This is a genomic window from Streptomyces durmitorensis (assembly GCF_023498005.1).
Lineage (GTDB): Bacteria > Actinomycetota > Actinomycetes > Streptomycetales > Streptomycetaceae > Streptomyces > Streptomyces durmitorensis.
In genome coordinates, this window is sequence record NZ_CP097289.1 from 2,675,234 (window position 1) to 2,694,031 (window position 18,798).

Below are 18,798 nucleotides of genomic sequence, written 5' to 3' on the forward strand. Positions count from 1 at the left end.
TGTTCTACTCCCCGGACGGCTGTGATTGAGCGATGAGTTCGTCGTCCGACAGCGCCTCGACCTCGGCCCGGATCAATTCCTCGACGACCGTGGCGAGTTCGGCGACGGTCGGCCCCTCGAAGACGGCCCTCATCGGCAGCTCGATCTCGAATGCGTCCTGAAGGCCCGCGACCAGACGGATCGCGAGGATGGAATTGCCGCCCGTGTGGAAGAAGTTGGCGTGCACTCCGACGTCCCGGCCCAGGAGGCCGGCCCAGATCTCGGCGATGCGCTCCTGCACCACGGTGTGCGGCGCCACGACGTCCGGCTCTCCCTGGGGTTCGAGCGCGGCGAGAGCGGTCCGGTCCACCTTGCCGTTGGCGTTGAGCGGGAGGGCCTGCAGTGCCATGAACGCCGGCGGCACCATGTAGGGGGGCAGGCGGTCCGCGCAGTGGTCGACGAGGTCGTCGTGGGTGGGGGGTGTGTCGCCCTCGGCCACGTAGTGGGCGACAAGGCCGCGGTCACCGGGACCGGTCTCCCGGACCGTGACGACCGCCTCGCGCACCTGCGGGTGGTCGGCGAGGACCAGCTGGATCTCCGTGATCTCGATGCGGTGACCGCGGATCTTCACCTGGTGATCGATGCGTCCGAGGAAGTCGACGTCGCCGCCGGGCAGCAGCCGGACGAGGTCGCCGGTGCGGTACATCCGGTCGCCGGGCGCGCCGAAGGGGTCGGGCAGGAAGGCTGCGGCGGTCTGTTCGGGCTGGCGCACATAGCCGCGGGCCACGCCGGCGCCGCCGACGTACAGCTCCCCCGTCACGCCCACGGGCACCGGCTGAAGGTGCTGGTCGAGCACCCGCATCGTCATGTTCGGCAGCGGGCGTCCGATGGGCACGATCTCCCGGTTGCCCTGGTCGGGTGCCGGGAAGACGCAGGTGCCGACGGACGCCTCGGTGGGTCCGTACTCGTTGATCACCGGTGCGGCCCAGCGGTCGACGAGCCGACCGGGCAGGGCCTCGCCCGCCACCACGTACACGCTCGCCAGGGCGCGTACCTGCTCGGCGGAGAGCTGCTCGGAGAGGATCTCCAGGTGGGCCGGGGTCATCTTGACGAAGGCGAAGGGACCGGCCTCCGTCAACTGCTTTCCCAAGGTGCTGAGATCGAGGTCCTGCGGCAGCATGGTGACGGTCCGGCCGGCCATGAGGGGAGCCCACAGGTTCGGTACGACCAGGTCGAAGGCGATGGACGAGAAGACGGGCGCGCCGCCTTCGCCCCGTCCCGCGAGTTCCGCGGCGGCCCAGTCGAGGTGGTTGGCCAGCCCGGCGTGGGTGACCTGCACCCCCTTGGGGCGTCCTGTGGAGCCGGAGGTGTAGATGACGTAGGCGAGGCGATCCAGGTCGGGGGTGCGGTCGGGCGCGGTGGTCACGGCGGGCTCGGTGGCCGCGTCGGTGAGCAGCAGGCGCGTGCCGGGCGGTCGCCCGATCCGGTCGCGGCCGCGCGAGTCGAGCACCAGGACGCGGGCGCCCGCGTCGGCGAGCACGGCCTTCATGCGTCCCGCGGGGTACGACAGGTCGAGCGGCAGGTAGGCGCCGCCGGCCTTCCACACGGCGAGGAGTGCCGCCAGCAGCTCGGGGCCGCGGTCGAGGAGCACGCCGACGACGTCCTCGGGGCCCACCCCGAGTGCCCGCAGCCGGTGCGCGAGGGCGTTCGCGCGCTCGTCGAGTGCGCGGTACGTGATGTCGGTGCCGTCGCTGGTCACGGCGATCGCGTCCGGTGTGGCGGCGGCCCTCCGCTCGAACACCTCGTAGGAGCACGCGTGGGGCCGCGGGCCCGGGTTGCGGCTCCATTCGGAGAGTCGGTCGCTCTCCTGCGGGGAGAGGAGGGGCAGTTGCCCCAGGGGCAGTTCGGGGCGGGCGGTGACGGTTTCGACGACGCGGACCAGGTGTTGGGCGAGCCGTTCGACGGTCGTACGGTCGAACAGCGCGGTGGCGTACTCGAGGCCGCCGATCATGCTTCCGTCGGCGGCCCGCCGCATGAAGAGGCTGAGGTCGGTCTTGGCCACGCTCCAGACGCCTTCCAGGGAGTGGAAGTCGTCGAGCGCCGCCGATCCGGTGTGCTCCTCGTCGTGCAGGTCGAAGGCCACCTGGTAGAGCGGTGTGCGGGCGAGGTCGCCCTCGGCGTCGAGTGCCGCGACGAGGCGTTCGAAGGGCAGCGTCTGATGGGCGAGCGCCTCGCGGAACACGTCTCGTACGTGGTCGAGGGCCTGGGCGAAGCCGAGGCCGGCCTGCGGGCGGCAGCGGATGACGAGGCTGTTCAGGAAGAAGCCGACGATCTCCTCGGTCTCCTCGCGGTCCCGGCCGGCCACCGGTGTGCCGATGGGGGTGTCCCACTGGCCGGTGTAGCGGGCGAGCAGCGTGGCGAACGCGGTCAGCAGGGTCTCGTACGGTGTGGCGCCGTGCTGTCGGCCCAGCTCTTCGAGCGCCTCGGTGAGGGGGGCGGGCAGGGTGAAGGCGACGATGCCGCCGCGCCCGTCGCGCACCGGCGGGCGGGGCCGGTCGGTGGGCAGCGGCAGGGGTTCGACGCCGTCGAGGACGGACGCCCAGTGCTGGATCTCGCGTTCGGCGGCCGCGTTGTCCTCGGCGTTCCGCTGCCAGGCGGCGTAGTCGGCGTACTGGCGCCGCGGCGGTGCGAGGCGGCAGGGGCGGCCCCTCATTTCGGCGGCCAGGAGCTCATGGAACTCGCGGTCGAGGATCGCCGACGACCAGCCGTCGCAGGCGATGTGATGGATCGCCAGGGAGAGGACGGACTCACCCTGCGGGGCGGGCACCCTGGCCAGCAGGGCCCGCAGCACGGGTCCCGTCTCCAGGTCGAAGCCGCGTTCGGCGGCGGCGGCGAGGACCTGCGGGAGCTGGTCCCGGTCCGTCTCGACCACCGTCAGCTCCTGTGCGGCGGGCTCCATCACGAACTGCATCGGCTCGCCGTCCACCACGGCGAACCGGGTGCGCAGCGCCTCGTGGCGGGCGACCAGGGCGTCCAGGGCGCGTCGGACCGCGTCGTCGCTCGCCTCGGCAGGGACCCGCAGCGGCAGGACGGACACCCATTCCGGGCTGCCGGGGTTCATCCGGTCGAGGAACCACAGGCGGCGCTGTCCGAAGGAGACCTGAAGCCCGCCCGAACCGCCCGTGGGGCGGGGGGCCTTGGGCAGCACGTCCGCGTCCTCGGCATACCCCTCGATGAGCAGGGCCTGGGCCTCGACGGTCGTCGCCTTGAGCAGTTCCCGGAAGCGGACTTCCCTGCCGGACGCCGAGCGCAGCCGATTGGCGAGCCGCGTGACCTGGAGCGAGGTGCCGCCCTGCCGGAAGAAGTCGGAGTTCACCCCGATGTCGTCGTCGCCGAGCAGGTCTTGCCAGACGCTCGCCACGAGACGCTCGGCCTCGGTGCGCGGGGCCGTGACGTCCTGGCCGGCGTCGGGAGCAGGTTCGGGCAGGGCGAGGCGATCCACCTTGCCGTTAGGGGTGAACGGGAACGCGTCGAGCTCGACGACGACGGCGGGCACATGGCTGCCGGGCAGTCGGGTGCGCAGGAAGCCCCGCAGGTCGGCGTCGGCACGCTGTCCGTCCCGGGCATCCCTGCGCTGTACGTATCCCACCAGTCGGGTGGTGCCGTCACGGGTGAAGGCCTTGACGACGGCTCCCCGCACATCGGGGTGCGCCACCAGGGCGGCCTCCACCTCGCCGGGTTCGACACGTACCCCGTTGACCTTGGCCTGGCCGTCGGCGCGGCCCAGATACTCCAGGGTTCCCTCGGCGCTCCAGCGGACCAGGTCGCCGGTGCGGTAGAGACGGGACCCGTCGGCAGCGAAGGGATCGGGGACGAAGCTCTCGGCCGTGCGCTCCGGCTGCCCCAGATAGCCTCGGGCGACCCCGACACCGCCCGCGTACAGCTCACCTCGGGTGCCGACCGAGACGGGGCGCCCCTCGGAGTCCGCGACGAGTACGCGCATGCCCGGGATGGGCCTGCCGATCGGTACGGAGCCGTGCTGTTGCGCGGGATCGAACCGGTGGGCCGTGATGTCGATCGAGCACTCCGTCGGGCCGTAGGTGTTCCAGACCTCCATGTCCCGCCAGGCGAGGACGCGTTGGACCAGTTCCGCGTGCAGGGGTTCCCCGGCGGAGAACAGGAGGCGCAGTGCGGTGCAGTCCGCCCAGCCTGGTTCGTCCGCCAGGGTGCGCAGCATGGACGGCACGACCTGAAGCACCGTCACCTCGTGGGCGGCGACCGCACGCAGCAGCGTGGCGGCGTCGGCCTCCGCGCCCTGCGGCGCGAGGACGACCGTTCCTCCGGACACCAGCGGGGCGAACACCTCCCAGCAGGCCGCGTCGAAGGTGAGCGTCGTCTTCTGCAGCACCCGGTCCGCCGCGCCGAGGCCGTGCCGGCGCACCACCCAGGAGACCCTGTTGGCGATTCCGGCATGGCTGACGACCACGCCCTTGGGACGGCCCGTGGAGCCCGAGGTGTAGAGGATGTACGCGGCCTGCTCGCCGGGTACGTCCGAAGCGGGCCCGGCGGGGGAGTCCGGGCCCGCCGCACAGGTGGGCGCGACGGGTCGCGCTCCGGTGCCCGACACCTGGGCGGACAGCGAGTCGTCCACGACGACGAGGTCCGCCCCGGTGTCCTTGAGCACCCACGCGGACCGCTCCCAGGGGTGCTCGGGGTCGAGGGGCACATAGGCCGCGCCGGACTTCCAGACGGCGAGCAGCGACACGACGAGATCGATGCCTCGCGGCAGGCAGACCCCGATCGCCGCCTCCGGCGCGGCTCCCAGTTCGCGCAGCCGGTGGGCCAACAGCGCCGCGCGGGAATCGAGTTCCGCGTAGGTGCATGTCTCGGCCCCGTCAACCACGGCCACGGCCGACGGTGTCAGCGCGGCCTGGCGCTCGACTCGTACGTGCAGGGAGACGTATGCGTCGGCTGTATCGGTCGATCGGGCCTCAGCGCCCATGTCTGTTCCCCGTCCGGATTGTCTCGGTGGCAACTGCTCGGCGGCCTCCTGCTACTTCGCCGCTTCTTGCTCCATGCGTCTGCGCAGACTGAGCGGTCGCATGTCGGTCCAGATCTCGCCGATGTGCCCCAGGCATTCCTCGCGGGATCCCTTGGTACCGTCCGTGCGCCAGCCGGCCGGCAGCTCTCGGTCGGCCCACCAGATCGAGTACTGCTCCTCGTCGTTCAGGACAACGCAGTAAACGGGTCCTTCGGTCTGCTCTTCGGGCATCGGACACTTCTCCTTCAGTCACAGGGGTCTGTTATTGCACTTACCGTTTCGAGCTATTTCCACAGGTGTGTCACTTCACCGAAATTCGCCGTGACCCAGGCGTCGGAGTAGACGGTGTCGAGATATCTGTCGCCACCGTCCGGGAAAATCAGCACACAGTTCGATCCGGGCTCGATGGAGTCGCTCATCTTGTCCAGTGCCGCCAGTACGGCACCGGAGGAGCCGCCGGCGAGAACCGCCTCTTTGGCGACGATCCGGCGACAGGCCGCCACGGATTCCAGGTCGGTGATATGGACCACCGCGTCCACCAATGCGGTGTCGAGGAGTTCCGGACGCACCGAAGCGCCATGACCGGGTATGAGACGCGGCGCGGGCGGACCTCCGAAAATGACGCTGCCGACGGCGTCCACGCCCACGATGGTCGTCCCCAGGCCCTGCTCACGAACGTACTCGGCACAGCCACGGAGGGTGCCGAACGTCCCGACGGCGCAGAAGAGATAGTCGACCTTCTCATCGAGGGCCTGGGCGATCTCCCGCATGGTCTGCTGGTGAGCGCCCGGATTGCGCAGGTTGCCGTACTGGTTGGGCCAGTAGGCGTCCGGGATGGTCGTGAGCAGCTCACGGACTCGCGCAAGGCGGGCCGGCAGGTACTCGCCGGTGACCGCATCGGGCTGCTCGACGATCTCGACCTCGCACTGGAGTGCGCGCAGCACCGCGATGTTGCGGGCCGTGGTGCGGCCGTCGACGACACAGACGAAACGCAGTCCGAAGTACCGGCAGATCTGGGCAAGACCCACACCCAGATTTCCCGAACTCGATTCCACGACCACCGAACGCGCAGGGTCGAGCTCTCCATTACGGATTTTGTGCAGCAGCATGTTAAGTGCGGTTCTGTCCTTGATGCTGCCACCGGGGTTGAAGCTCTCCATCTTCGCGAGGACCCGGAAGGGTGCATCTGAGAAGATTCTCTCGAATTCAAAGAGTGGGGTATCCCCGATTGCGTCAAGAATCCCCGCGTGAACCTTCCCTTTCACAGGCTCCCTCTCGCCGCGTCCAGCCGGGCGTCACATTTGATCGGACGGCTGAAGTGTTCAGACAGATTCAATATTTCATCTATATCTGAGCTACTCGGGAACACCGGGACCGAGGGAGAACCCCTACGTACGGGGTCTGGCACCGACCTCGGCGGACAGTCGCGGGGCTGATGCGGCAGCAGTCCGATAGACGCTGTCCAGCGAGAATAGGTCGGTTATAGAACGGCTTCCCACAGTTCCCTAACACTCGCCGCCGACCTGGGACTTGGGGAATTTCGCCTTATGCATCAGATCCAGCTGCCTGAATTTGCCGCGCCGGACACGAGCGCCGCCCTGGAATCGGTGGTGATTCATGACATCACCGCGGAGGAACGGGCCGAGATCGCCGCACTGGCCGGGACACTCACCGGCACCCGCCACCCGCTCATCGACACCCCGGAATGGCCGTCGGCCGCGATGGACGCCTCCGCGCTGCTCCCCCGTACGCTGCTGCGCGCCCTGCGAGCGTTCCGGCACGACCCGGGCCCCCAAGGCGCCCTGCTGCTCCGCGGTCTGCCGGTGACGGACGGCGAACAGCTCCCGCCGACTCCCGGAGTTCCGAATTCGGTGGAGCGGGTGCCCACGACCGCCGCCGCCGTCATCGCATCGGTAATGCTGCAGTTGGGCGAGGTCATCGCGTTCCGCAACGAGAAGGACGGTCATCTCGTACAGAACGTGGTGCCGGTTCCGGGTCATGAAATATCGCAGAGCAATGCCGGATCCGTGCTGCTCGAACTGCACATCGAGAACGCCTTTCACGACAACCGCCCCGACTACGTGGGCCTGTTGTCCCTGCGGGAGGACCCGACCGGCGACGCGAGGCTGTGCACGTCGTCGATCCGCCAGGCGCTGCCGCTCCTCGATGCGAGCGTGATCCAGGTGCTCGCCGAGCCGCGGTTCAGGACCGACCCTCCGCCGTCCTTCGGCGCGCAGGAGGGCGCCCCCTCGATGCACCCGATTCTTCAGGGGGACCTGGCCGACCCCAATGCCGTGGTCGACTTCGCCGCCACGCATCCGCAGGACGACGCGGCCAAGTTCGCGATGGCCGCGCTGCGCGACGCGTTCGTCGCGACGATGTCGGCGCACCGTCTTCAGGTGGGTGACCTGGCGGTGGTGGACAACCGCGTGACGGTGCACGGACGGACCTCCTTCACCCCGCGGTACGACGGAAACGATCGCTGGATGGAGCGGGTGTACGCGCATCTGGACAACCGGCGCAGCCGCGCGGACCGGCCGGGCGGCGGCCGCGTGCTCGGCTGACCGCACGACCGACCGCCACTGACGGAGCCCGTGGAGCACCACGGTGGACCGAAGGAGGAGCACACATGCGCAATCCATGGCCGCCCAGGAAGAGCGTGATGCGATGACCACGACCATCTCGGGCAGCCGGATCCTGTCGATCTCCCACTACCAGCCGAGCCGGGTACTCACCAACGACGAGCTCGCCGGCATGGTCGACACCTCCGACGCGTGGATCAGATCCCGCGTCGGCATCGCGACCCGCCATCTGGCCGCCGCGGACGAGAGCGTCGCCGACATGGCGGCCGACGCGGCGGCCAAGGCGGTCGCCCGGGCGGGTGTGGACGCCGCCGACATCGGCCTGGTCACCGTCGCGACCTGCACCGCCGTGGACCGCATGCCCAGCATCGCCGCCCGGGTCGCCCAGCGTCTGGGGATCCCCGCCGCTGGCGTATTCGACCTCAACGCCGCCTGCGCGGGCTTCAGTTACGCGCTCGCCACGGCCGCGCTCGCCATACAGGGCGGCAGCAGCCGTATCGCGCTGGTCGTGGGCGTGGACAAGATGAGCGACTTCCTCGACTGGCAGGACCGCTCCACCTGCGTCATCTTCGGCGACGGCGCGGGCGCGGCGGTGATCGCGGCCACCGAGGGGGACGAACCCGACGGCATCGGTCCCGTGGTGTGGGGCTCGCGCCCGCAGGACGGCTCGGCCATCACGCTGGAGACCTCCGGTCCGGCAGGACCGCCCGCGCTGTTCCGGCAGGAAGGACACACGGTCTACCGCTGGGCGCTGACCTCGCTCGCGCAGGTCGCCCGCCAGGCCTGCGAGCGCGCCGATGTCGCCGTCTCGGACCTGGCGGCCGTGGTCACCCACCAGGCCAACCTGCGGATCATCGAGGCCGTCACCAAGCAGCTCGGCGCCACCGAGGCGATCGTCGCGCGTGACGTCGTCGACTCCGGCAACACCTCTGCCGCCAGCATCCCCCTCGCCCTGTCGAAGCTCGTGGAGCGCGGGGAGGTCCCCGGCGGAGCCCCCGTGCTCCTCCTCGGCTTCGGCGCGGGCCTCTCGTACGCGGCCCAGGTCGTCGCCTGTCCCCCCACCGCCTCCCCCCAGAAGGCCACCCCAAGGAGAAGCACACCGTGACTGCACCGGGCGAGACCACCGCCACCACGTCGGCCGGCTTCACGCCGCTCGTCGACACCGCCCGCCTGACCGGTGTCGAAGCCGAGTCGCAAGCCGCGCACCACCTCTATGAGCACCTGATCGGCCTGTGGGCACCCGGCGTCATCGAAGCCGCGCAGGACCTGGGCGCCTTCTCCGCGCTGACCCTCGGTCCGGCCACCGCCGTGCGGCTCGCCGAGATCCTCGGCACCGATCTGCGCGCGACCCGGGTGCTCATGGACGGTCTCCACGCCTACGACGTGGTCCGGCGAAGCCACAGCGCCGACGGACAGGCCCTCTACACCCTGCCGCCCGAGCTGCACGACGTGTTCTCGCCGCACGGTCTGTACAGCCTCGTCGGGAAGATCAGCCACGACCGCAAGCTGGCCTGGAACGCCTGGCGCAACCTCGCCGAGAACGTGCGTACCGGCGCCCGCGACGCCACCGGCGGGGAGCGGGTGAACCAGATATCGGAGGAGGACTACACATCGCTGGTCCGCGGCATCAACTTCTGGGCGCCGCCGATCGTCCGTACGCTCGCCGACGCGCTGCGTGAACTGGGCTGGACCACCGGGGAGTCGGCGCGCGTCCTGGACGTGGGCTGCGGCACCGGCATCTACAGCCAGTTGCTGCTGCGCGAGTTCCCGGCGCTGACGGCGAGCGGCCTGGACACCGAGCGGATCACCGCGATCGCGTCGCGGCAGGCACAGGAGCTGGACGTGGCCGACCGGTTCGAGGTGGTCGTCAAGGACTTCTGGAACGACGACTGGGGCACGGACATCGAGCTGGCCCTCTTCGTGAACATCTTCCATCTGCAGACCCCGGAGTCCGCCCGTGAGCTGCTCCTGAAGTCCTCGAAGAGCCTCGCCCAGGGCGGCCTCGTCGCCATCGCCGACCACATCGTCGACGACGACGACGGCGCCGGGTCCGTCCAGAACAAGTTCTCCCGGCTGTTCGCCGCCTCGATGCTCGCCACCGGCGGCGGCGACGCCTACACCCTGCACGACTACGACCAGTGGCTGGCGGATTCCGAGCTGCGCCGCGTCGCCCTGCTGGACACCCCCATGCACCGTGTACTGCTGGCCCGCCGGGCCTGACGCGACGCCCGGCCGACCCGCGCCCGAGAGCGACGGCACACCGGCGGTATAGGCCCTTGATAGTGACTCCCCGCAGGATCGCTCGCGGGAGACCCCCGCACAGCCGGCTCCGCCTCCTGGGGCACGGCAGTGATCGCGCCCTCGACCTCGACACGTTCCGTTCCGACGTGTCGGCGCCGGCTGTGTTCCCGGCCGTCGCGTATCTGTGGAAGGACTGAATCCCGTCATGCTCATCCTGCGGCACTCCGAGGTCGCGCAGATCCTCGACGGCCACGAACTCGACAACATCCGCACCGTGGCCGACGCCTACCGCCTTCATGCACAGGGCGACACCACCGTGCCGCACTCCGTCTTCCTGCGCTTCCCCGGGCAGCCGCGCAACCGCATCATCGGCCTGCCGGCCTACCGGGGCGGAGAAAAGCCGGCCGCGGGCATGAAGTGGATCTCCTCCTTCCCGGCCAACGTCGAGAGAGGCATCGAGCGGGCCAGCGCGGCGATCATCCTCAACTCCTTGGAGACCGGGCGGCCACAGGCCCTGATCGAGGGCTCGTTGATCTCCGCTACGCGCACCGCCGCGAGCGCCGCGCTCGCGGCTGAGCTGCTCACCCGCGACCGCCGCCCGGACGGCCTCGCCCTGATCGGCTGCGGGGTCATCAACCTGGAGATCCTGCGCCATGTACGGGCGGCCCTGCCCGGCCTGAAGACGCTCTCGCTGTACGACAGTTCGCCGCAGCGGGCCGCCGAGTTCGCCGCGCGGGCCGCCGCGGTGGCACCCGGCGCCGAGGTGGTCACGCTCGACAGCGCGGAGCGGGCGCTCGCCGCGCACGGACTGGTCTCCGTCGCCACGTCCGCCATCGAACCGCACCTGGATCTGAAGGCAGCCCTGCCGGGCACGGTGGTGCTGCACATCTCGCTGCGCGATCTGCTGCCCGAGTCGCTGCTCGACGCGCACAACATCGTCGACGACGTCGATCACGCGGTGCGCGAGCGCACCTCCCTCGACCTGGCGGTGCAGGCCGCGGGGCACCGGGACTTCATCGCCCCGGCGATCGGCCGCCTGCTCCTGGACGAGGGCTCCGAGCACGCCTTCACGCCCGAGCGTGGCCGCACGATCGTCTACGCGCCGTTCGGACTGGGCGTACTGGACATCGCCCTGGCCGACGCCGTGCTCGACGCGGCCCGGACCCAGAACCTCGGGGTGGAGGTGGAAGGCTTCCTGCCGTGACCCTGCCGGTCAGCGGCCCTTCTCGCCTTTCTCGGCGGGCTCAAGGATCGCGACGCACTCCACGTGATGCGTCATCGGAAGCACGTCACCCGGGTGAACGCAGAGAAAGCCGCAGGTCAGGTCCGTCCCTCGTCTCCGTCTTGGGGCCACCAGGTGCGAAGAGCGCCAAACGAGCGTCACGGCGGACGCCCAGTGATCCCAGCAAGGAGTGCACCAGACGCAGTCCCCGTGGTCAGGTTCAGGCTTCGGCGCTCACACGAGGGAAGCATTGATCCTTATCAACGTCGATCGTTTGGGACACCCATTCAGGCGGCACCTCGCTCAGGAAGCGGATGACGTACTCCCCGCTGACTTCGTGCCGGCCACCGGAAGCACGTACTCACCGGCGAGACGCGCCCAGTGCAGCGGGAGAGGCCGGGCGAGCGGCGGGTAGTCGTCGTGGTAACGCAGCTGGTGCGTGAGCGTCGCCCACTCCGCCGGCCGGTCGGGCGGGTCACCCGCACGCCCCGAGTCCGTCAGCGCCTTCTCCGACAGACAGCCGAGCACGGTGATCTCCAGTTGCCCGGGGTTCCACGCGGTCTTCCCGGGCGCTGTCCGGCCCTGTGCCGTGGGCACCAGCTTCATTAGCCCCTTCGGCAGTTTCGCCACCGTGTGCGGCTTCGAGGCCGTACTCGCGAAGACACGGCCCTCCGTATCCGCCGTCCCCCACACACCCTCGGCGAAGCCGACCCCGTCCTCGGTGTCGTGGGCGTACCACTCCGCCACTTCACCCCGGGCGTTGGCGTCCCGTACGAGCAGCACCCGCAGGTCGTGGCCGTAGAGCGTGTGCCGCTGGGCGGGTTCGGCCCCGAAGCCGAGCGTGTCGCGGTCCAGTGCACCGTTGCGCAGGCCAGGCCAGCACTGGCGCAGATTGCCGGCGTCCGCCAGCAGCAGCGTCGGGCGGTCGCGGAGCTGGAAGAGCAGTGCCCGGATCTGCCGCTCGGTCTCCCGCTGCCTGTCCTGCTCCACGCCCGGGCGGGCAGCCAGCCGGGATCCTCCCGGGGCTGCCGAGTTATCGACGAGCTTCCCCGTGCCGGTCTCCTTCCCGTCGCTCGCCGCCGGTTCCCGTGCCTGGGCGAGCAGCAGCAACAGCTTCGGATACGGCACCCATTCGGCTCGTTCTGCGTCCCACCCCTCGATGACGCCCGGTCCGTCCCCGGGGCGCACCCGCACCGCCACCAGCCGGTGGACGGGGCATCGCGTGGGCCCCTTCCTGGTGTGGCGTACGAGCCAGAGCGCCGCGTACTGAAGGTCGCCCGGAATGCCGGCTCCCACCCGATGGGCGGGCGGGCTGATCGCGCCCAGCTGCCGGAAGGCGTCCAGCCAGGTCCACCTGGCCCGGTGTTCCAGAGCGCTGTCGGTGTCGTCGGGCGAGTTCACGAACTGGGTCAGCCGTCCCTGCCGTGCCCAGGCGATGCGCAGCGCGTGCTTGGGGTCGGAGTCCGGGACGGCGGCGAAGCGCTCCTTGCCGGCGATCTCCGTGATCACGACTCCGGCCCCGCCGAGGAGCGGGTCCGCCCGGTCCGCCACGAGCCCGCAGCGCCCTTCGATGGCCTCGGCCAGCCGGACGGCCCTGAGGCGCCCGCGGGCTCGGGTGGTCGGCAGGGCGTCGGCCAAGGGTCCCGCGGGCCGGGCCCGGACGCGGATGTCGACCCCCTCACACTGCCACTGCCAGGTCTCCCCGTCGGCCGACGGCACTTGCTGCCCGGCGGGAAGACCAATGAGCTTGGGCAGCTCGGCGAGCAGCGCCGCACGGGTTTCCGGGGACTGCCAGAAGACGTCGATCTCCAGGGGGCGGCCGTTCAGTGCGCGTGTCAGCGCCGCCCGCCGTTGCAGAGCCAGCTGGGCGTCGCGGACGCCCGGGACGCGTCCGGCGCCGGAACGGGGCAGCAGGGAGGGTGTGTTGCTCCGGGAGACGCGCGTAAGGTCGGGGACCCGGGTCAGCAGGGGGCGCAGCCCTTCCTCGACCCAGGCGTCCAGATCCGCCCGCTCCCGTGGCATCAGCCCGGGTCCAACCTCGTGCGGGCCGATCGACGGGTGGTAGACGATGCCGGCGGCCACGTCCCCGGAACCGTTGATCCAGCGTTCGGGGTCGGAGAAGAGCGCTTCGGGCCGGGGATAGTTGCGCACGATGTCCAGCTCGGGCACGAGCGGTGCGGGGCTGTGCCGGCGCCAGGCCAGTTCCTTCGACCGCCGGTCGTAACCCAGGGTGTTCACCATCAGCCGGTGGCCCCGGTCCGGCCCTTCCGGCCACGGCAGTGGAGCGTCGAGCAGGACGGTCGTACCGCCGAGCTGGTGGGGGCGTACGTCCAGTCGGGTGGCCCACCGGCGTACCTGGGTGGACACATGGACGCGGAACCGCGGGGCGAACGGCACGGTGTGGACGGTGATGGTGAGGCAGGCCGAGTAGTACCAGGTCTGCCGTCGGCGCTCGTATCGCTGAGGCGGCCAGGAGACAAGTCGCGCGCCGTCACCCGAGCTCTCGACGCGGAAGTGGAGTGTGGTGCCGCCCGTGCGGAACGTCCGGGCGGCCAGCCGGAAGGCGATCCACTCGGGCAGCAGGCTGTAGAGCCGCGCGGCGGGTTCGGCGGTTCCGCCCGCCGAGAGCACGCTCTCGGCGAGGTCGACCGGTTCCGTCTCCCAGTGGGGCAGACGTACCGTCTCGGCCGGGTCACCGGAGCGGAGCCTCTCCTCGAGATCGGCGCCCTCCGAGTCGTCGTCCTCCCGGTGCATTCCCGCCGCCCACGCTCCTACCACCGGGGCCAGCACGTCCGGCGGGACGGCTTCCCGCGCGTAGAGCCACGGCAGACGGCCATCCGTCCCGGCGTTGCGGCCGGTCGCGATGACGCCTGGCGCCATCGCCTGGAGCAGGGAGTTGAGCCTGCTCACGGGGAGCCAGTGGGGGTGGACGGAGTTCTTGTCCGCCTCGGCATGCATCCCGGTGAGCTCGGCGTGCAGGTCCTCGCCGAGCCGCAGCACTTTCATCTCCTCCCGCCAGGGTCCGTGGAGCGGGTCGGGTTCGTAGGCCGCGACGCGAATGTGGTGGTACACGGAATTACCTCCTGGGACAGGGGTTCGGCGCTTACGGGTGGGCGGGTACGGCAGCGAGCAGGCGGGTGAGCATGCTGCGCAGTGGCGCGTACAGGGCGCGGACGATGAACTGCTCCTCCGCGGTCGTCGTGCCGCCGTCGAAATACGGGTCCAGGACGGCGAGGACGCTGTGCAGCAGACTGGATTCGGGGGTGTCGGGCCGCGCCGGTACGGCGCCGCGGTTGGGGGCGAAGGCGGCGTCGACGAAGACCACTCGGGCCGGTACGCCACCGCGTACCAGTCGCCCGATCACCTGCCACAACAGGACCAGCATGTCCCAGGTGACCTGTTGCCGTACATCGTCGTCGAGACGGCTCCACGCCATCGAACGGGCGAGTACCTGGTACCAGTACGAACGGGCGAGGCGGCGGAACTCCTCCGCTCCTTCCTCGACGGTGGGTTTTCCCTGTACCAGGGTGGCGAAGTCACCGCCGGTAACGGCGCGGACGACCCAGTCGTTGACGGCATTGACGGCCAGGTGGAGGTCCTCTGGGTGCGGATGGGGCCGTGCCAGGAAGTAGACCGTGCCGATGGCCGCCTCGTCGTCCTCGTTGAGGATGTTGTGGCCGCGTTCCAGCGCGAGCAGGGGCGCCACCAGGATGTCCGCCTCGAGGTCCTTCAGGTGCTCGACGTCGCCCCGGCGCAGTGATCGGGCGTGGTAGGCGGACGGCGCCTCGTCCTCCGCGGTGATCTCCTCGTCGTCCGACACCAGGCACAGCACCTTGTTGCGCCAGCGGACGTTGAGGTTGTGCAGTGTGTCGGCCACCACACGTGCCTCGGCATAGCTGCCGACCAACAGAAGGATCTGGTCGCGCCCTGGAGGAAGAGAGAGCAACTCCTGCTGGAGCGGACCACCTTCAGTGACCTCGTACTCGTCTCCGCCCTCACCTAGATGGCACGCGATGCGGCGCAACTTCTCCGGGCGGTCGTCCGGATGAGTTCCCGACATGCGCAGTTTCTCGTCGCCGTCGTCGATGAACTCGAAGCGCATGGAGCTCTCGTTGGCGATGCGTTCGGTCACCTCGGCCGGCGGTTCGATGACCACACCGACCGGGACGCAGACGTGGTAGCGGCTGGACGCGCCCGCCCAGCTGCTGCCCGACATGAGCAGCAAGTGGGCACCGGGCCTGCCGTCGACGGAGGTAAGATCGGGGATGGCGCGCAGCAGCTCACGTCCGATGCCGCTGCACCGGAAGAAGGTCAGTTCGCCACTGCGGACTCCGCCCTTGTCCTCACCCGGGACCCGGAACTGGAAGCCGAGCACATTGCCCATCGGCGCCTCGGGCACCATCGGGCCGTAGTCGAGCGGCCGGCGGTACATCGTGTTGAAGCCCAGGCTGAGGGCCGCCTCGACGCGGGGCCACATGGCGTTGATCATGGCGAGCCGTGGTTCCAGGGCGCTCAGCAACAGTGTGAACTCGAAGCGCTCCGCGAGTTGCTTCCGCCATTCCTCGGGAGTCTGGGGCGGAGGCTTGGGCTTCCTGCGGCGTCCGCGCTTCTTCTCCTGTTCCTCCTCCTCGCGCCGCCACTCGTCGTACGCCTCTTGGTACTTCCGCTGCCGGTCAGCCATGTACTTCGGGTCGATGGCGAAGACCTCGTCCATGACCTCGGTGAGGCGGCGCCGGGTGTTCTCCGGGTTGCCGGTATGGAGCAGCTCGTTGAGGAGGGCGGTCAGCCGGCTGAAGTCCTCCTCCGTCCTACGGTGACGGTCACCGAACGGGTTGTCCCGGAACGCATCGAGCAGTTTCCCGAGAGCCTCGCGGGGGGCGTGATGAGGGTGGTCCCGACCGCTGTCGTCGGGGAGTTCGTAGCGTTCGTCGAGGAGCCCCAGCTGGAGCGTCCAGGCGCTGAAGTAGCCCGTCCGCACCCACTTGCGCAGCTCGTACTCGGCGACGAGCATCGCGTACAGCCGGTCGGTGGCCGCGCCTGCGGTGTTGAGGGCGGCGGCGAAGGTCTCGACGTCCCGTTCGGAGAGCTGGGTGCGTCCGCCTGCCGCGAGTTCCCGGATCTTGTGCCGGCTCAGCTGGTCGATGAGGCCCTTGTCCTCGTCGCTGGCGAGGACCACGGCAGGTGCGAAGGTCTGGTCGAGCTGCATCTGGACACGGTCGGCCTCGTCGATGATCACGAGGTCACTGCGGCGGCAGGCGAGTTCGAGGAAGCGGATGCGCTCGCCGTTCTGAGGGTGGGGCGGCGAGGCGTCGATCAGCCCGGCCGGCGTGGCCACCCAGATCGAGGCGTCGACGAGCGTGCGGGCTCCGTGGTGACGGGGGCAGACGGACCAGTACGGGCAGCTCGTCGCCCTCTTCTGCCACTCGGAGTACCGTCCGTCGCTCGGGTCACGGCGCAGGGCCGACGGGGGCCGGAGCCGGGAGCAGGGTGCCTCGCCGTAGGCGAGTGGTTCGGTCGTCGATGTAGCGCCCTGCCGTCTGACGTTGAGCAGGCAGGACGTGCCGAGGTAGGCGAAGGCAGGGTCGTCGTGGGCGAGCAGTCGGTGCTCGCCCCGGCCCGCCAGCCGGCGGTGCAGCCGCTGGGCGTGCCGCTCACGGCCGGAGGAGCCGAGCACGGGCGCGGCGGCGCCGTCGGTGTAGAGGTCGTAGAGCCGGACGAGCTTCAGCACCTCCGCGACATCGGTGACGACGACGGTGGTGCGCTTGCCCAGCTTGGCGAGATGGACGGCGATGATGTCGCGCAGTGTGCTCTTGCCGGCGCCGACGATGCCGAGCAGGTGCTGGATGCCGTCGACCGTGAAGGCGAAGTCCTCGTCCTTCCTCGCCTTGTGGAAGGTTCCGTTCGACTTGGTGGACAGGTCGAACGACCGTAGCCGCTCCAGCCACCGTGGTGCCCGGTCCTTGCCGGAGCGAGCGTGCTGGGCGTCCATCTCCGCCGCCGTGCGCTCCAGGCTCTCCCTGGTGAAGATCAGGGGCTCGCCGCCGCCCGCCGGTTCCAGGTCCATGTCGTGGGCGACGAGGGGGATGCGGGGGACGGGCGGCAGGTCGACGACGGCCATGGTGCGACTGACGGGGAAGGCGTGCGGGCCCTGACCCGCGACCGGCAGCCGCTTGCCCGCCAGCGGCGGTGCGGCACGCAGCAGTTGTTCGTAGACGGAGAAGCGGTCGCCGGCGACGGAGAGGTCGCGGCGGGCAGCGGGTGCATCAGCGTCCGGTACGTCGTACGCGCGCACCCTGGGGTCGAACCTCTGGTAGGTGTCCAGCGCATCGAGCCAGGTACGGCTCCGGCGCAGCGTCCACAGCGAGTACCGGGCGATACGCAGGGTCTTCGCCGCATCGGATGGCAGCGGTGCCCGGTGCGCCTCGGCGAACCCGTACCCGCTGAACAGCACCCAGGCGCTGCCCGCGGGGCTGCCCGGCATCATCTTCTGCTGGAGGTACAGGCCGAGTTCGACCTGGCAGAGGGCTTCCAGCGCGGGCTGGGGCACGGAGGACCCCAGAAATGCTTTGAGCGCGTTGAACACGTCGGTCAAGGGCGGGGTGATGCTACGCATCGTCCTTCTCCTCTCGCCGGGCCTGTCCCAGGTCGGGCACGAGGTCCATGGGGGCGGTGAGCACCAGCCGGTCCCGCAGGAGCGCGGGAAGGGCGTCGGTGAAGGCCTGCCGGTAACCGTCCCGTCCGGCGAGCGCGTCGGGGACCACGACGAGGGTGCGGTCCGCGAGGGGTGTGTGGTCGGTGAGATGGGCTGCGAGGAGCGCCGGCTGCAGGCGGTCGTACACCTGGATGTCCACGATGCGGGGGCCGGTGTCCCTGAGCCGGTAGGCGGGCAGAAGACCGGGCAGGGTCTCGTACGCGACTCCGGCGCGCTCCAGTGCCTCCCGGGCGGCTTCGTCGGTGCGGTGCGGCAGTACGACGTACCACCGCAGCGAGCGCTGCAGGATCCACGCCTGGTCCGGCTCACGGATGAGCCGCGGAGGGGCGTCGCGCGGGCAGTCCTCCCCCTCGCACCAGACTTCCGCGCCGGAGCCGGACGGTCCGGGTACGGGCACGGCACTGTTCCGGGGCAGCGCGGGGAGCCTGCACGAGGGGCAGTACAGGAAGTCTCCGTCGACGAGCAGGAACTCGGGCAACGGACCGTAGAGGCTCTTGACCCGGCTCCAGACCGCCCTGTTCCAACCCGGCGCGAAGCGGTCCTGCTGGTGGACGACCGGGTAGCGCGCCAGGAACGCCCGGCACTGCCGGTAGCGCTCCTCCGATCCACTCCGCGCGTGCAGGTCCCCGAGGAGCGCGCGGGCGTGTGCCGCCACGCCTCCGTCCAGTCCGTGCGAGGCCACCTCGAGACACGACCGGGTCGGCATCTGGCCGACCCGGTGCACCAGCGTGGTGCCCGGCGAGACCAGGGAGGAGGGGACCGCGAGGAGTGGGTCGTCGGACGGCCTGGTCCGGCACCACTCCCACAGTTCCGGAAGACTCCTCGGCGGCACCTCCCCCGCATCGAGGCAGCGCATCACCGTGTGATCCAGCGCCCGCTGGGCGAGGGCGGGATAGGGCAGGGCGAAGGAGCGGAGCCCTTGGACCTCGGAGAGAGCCACCACCATGCGGGCGAGTTCGCCGAAGAGGTCGCTGCCCACGCCCTCGGGCACCTCGCTGGCGTCCGACCGATCGGCCCGGCC

General features: G+C 70.3%; 10 protein-coding genes. 4 read left to right on the forward strand and 6 right to left on the reverse strand.

Annotation, left to right across the window (positions count from 1 at the left end):
- Positions 1 to 4 precede the first annotated feature (4 nt).
- The 3 genes from M4V62_RS11905 to sbnA are packed head-to-tail and all read right to left on the reverse strand — an operon-like array spanning position 5 to position 6,285.
- Entirely contained in the window at positions 5 to 4,981 is a 4,977-nt protein-coding gene (locus tag M4V62_RS11905) for a non-ribosomal peptide synthetase (protein WP_249587234.1), read from the reverse strand.
- 51 nt (positions 4,982 to 5,032) lie between these two features.
- Positions 5,033 to 5,251 carry an MbtH family protein gene (locus tag M4V62_RS11910; RefSeq protein WP_249587235.1) on the reverse strand — a complete coding sequence of 73 codons (219 nt, stop codon included), beginning with the start codon at positions 5,249 to 5,251 and terminating at the stop codon, positions 5,033 to 5,035.
- A 53-nt stretch (positions 5,252 to 5,304) separates the two neighbouring features.
- Positions 5,305 to 6,285, reverse strand: coding sequence for a 2,3-diaminopropionate biosynthesis protein SbnA (gene sbnA / locus M4V62_RS11915; RefSeq protein WP_344646304.1), 981 nt, complete (start codon positions 6,283 to 6,285; stop codon positions 5,305 to 5,307).
- A 282-nt stretch (positions 6,286 to 6,567) separates the two neighbouring features.
- Here sbnA and M4V62_RS11920 point away from each other — a divergent pair, with 282 nt between their 5' ends.
- The 4 genes from M4V62_RS11920 (at position 6,568) to sbnB (ending at position 11,047) form a co-directional block, all read left to right on the forward strand.
- Complete coding sequence (locus M4V62_RS11920) at positions 6,568 to 7,584, forward strand: TauD/TfdA family dioxygenase (protein WP_249587236.1); 1,017 nt, start codon at positions 6,568 to 6,570, stop codon at positions 7,582 to 7,584.
- A gap of 115 nt (positions 7,585 to 7,699) precedes the next feature.
- Positions 7,700 to 8,707, forward strand: coding sequence for a beta-ketoacyl-ACP synthase III (locus M4V62_RS11925; protein ID WP_249592795.1), 1,008 nt, complete (start codon positions 7,700 to 7,702; stop codon positions 8,705 to 8,707).
- On the forward strand, positions 8,704 to 9,822 hold the full coding sequence (locus M4V62_RS11930) for a class I SAM-dependent methyltransferase (RefSeq protein ID WP_249587237.1): 1,119 nt from the start codon (positions 8,704 to 8,706) through the stop codon (positions 9,820 to 9,822). Before M4V62_RS11925 ends, M4V62_RS11930 begins: the two co-directional genes overlap by 4 nt.
- Before the next feature lie 226 nt (positions 9,823 to 10,048).
- A complete protein-coding gene (sbnB, locus tag M4V62_RS11935; RefSeq protein WP_249587238.1) occupies positions 10,049 to 11,047 on the forward strand; it encodes a 2,3-diaminopropionate biosynthesis protein SbnB in 999 nt (332 codons plus the stop codon).
- Positions 11,048 to 11,368: 321 nt separating this feature from the next.
- Here the strand turns inward: sbnB and M4V62_RS11940 are convergent, their stop codons facing one another.
- From M4V62_RS11940 to M4V62_RS11950, 3 genes are read right to left on the reverse strand one after another with little or no spacing between them, the layout of a single operon-like run.
- Positions 11,369 to 14,137, reverse strand: coding sequence for a pPIWI_RE module domain-containing protein (locus M4V62_RS11940; protein ID WP_249587239.1), 2,769 nt, complete (start codon positions 14,135 to 14,137; stop codon positions 11,369 to 11,371).
- A gap of 31 nt (positions 14,138 to 14,168) precedes the next feature.
- Complete coding sequence (locus M4V62_RS11945) at positions 14,169 to 17,678, reverse strand: pPIWI_RE_Z domain-containing protein (RefSeq protein WP_249587240.1); 3,510 nt, start codon at positions 17,676 to 17,678, stop codon at positions 14,169 to 14,171.
- The gene (locus tag M4V62_RS11950; RefSeq protein WP_249587241.1) at positions 17,671 to 18,756 is read right to left on the reverse strand and encodes a pPIWI_RE_Y domain-containing protein; all 1,086 of its coding nucleotides are present in this window, start codon (positions 18,754 to 18,756) and stop codon (positions 17,671 to 17,673) included. Before M4V62_RS11950 ends, M4V62_RS11945 begins: the two co-directional genes overlap by 8 nt.
- Positions 18,757 to 18,798 lie beyond the last annotated feature (42 nt).

Excerpts from the sequence above, each read along its gene's own strand:
- M4V62_RS11905 (WP_249587234.1), bottom strand. The coding sequence starts at position 4,981 with ATGGGCGCTGAGGCCCGATCGACCGATACAGCCGACGCATACGTCTCC.
- M4V62_RS11920 (WP_249587236.1), top strand. The coding sequence starts at position 6,568 with ATGCATCAGATCCAGCTGCCTGAATTTGCCGCGCCGGACACGAGCGCC.
- M4V62_RS11910 (WP_249587235.1), bottom strand. The coding sequence starts at position 5,251 with ATGCCCGAAGAGCAGACCGAAGGACCCGTTTACTGCGTTGTCCTGAAC.
- M4V62_RS11945 (WP_249587240.1), bottom strand. The coding sequence starts at position 17,678 with ATGCGTAGCATCACCCCGCCCTTGACCGACGTGTTCAACGCGCTCAAA.
- sbnB (WP_249587238.1), top strand. The coding sequence starts at position 10,049 with ATGCTCATCCTGCGGCACTCCGAGGTCGCGCAGATCCTCGACGGCCAC.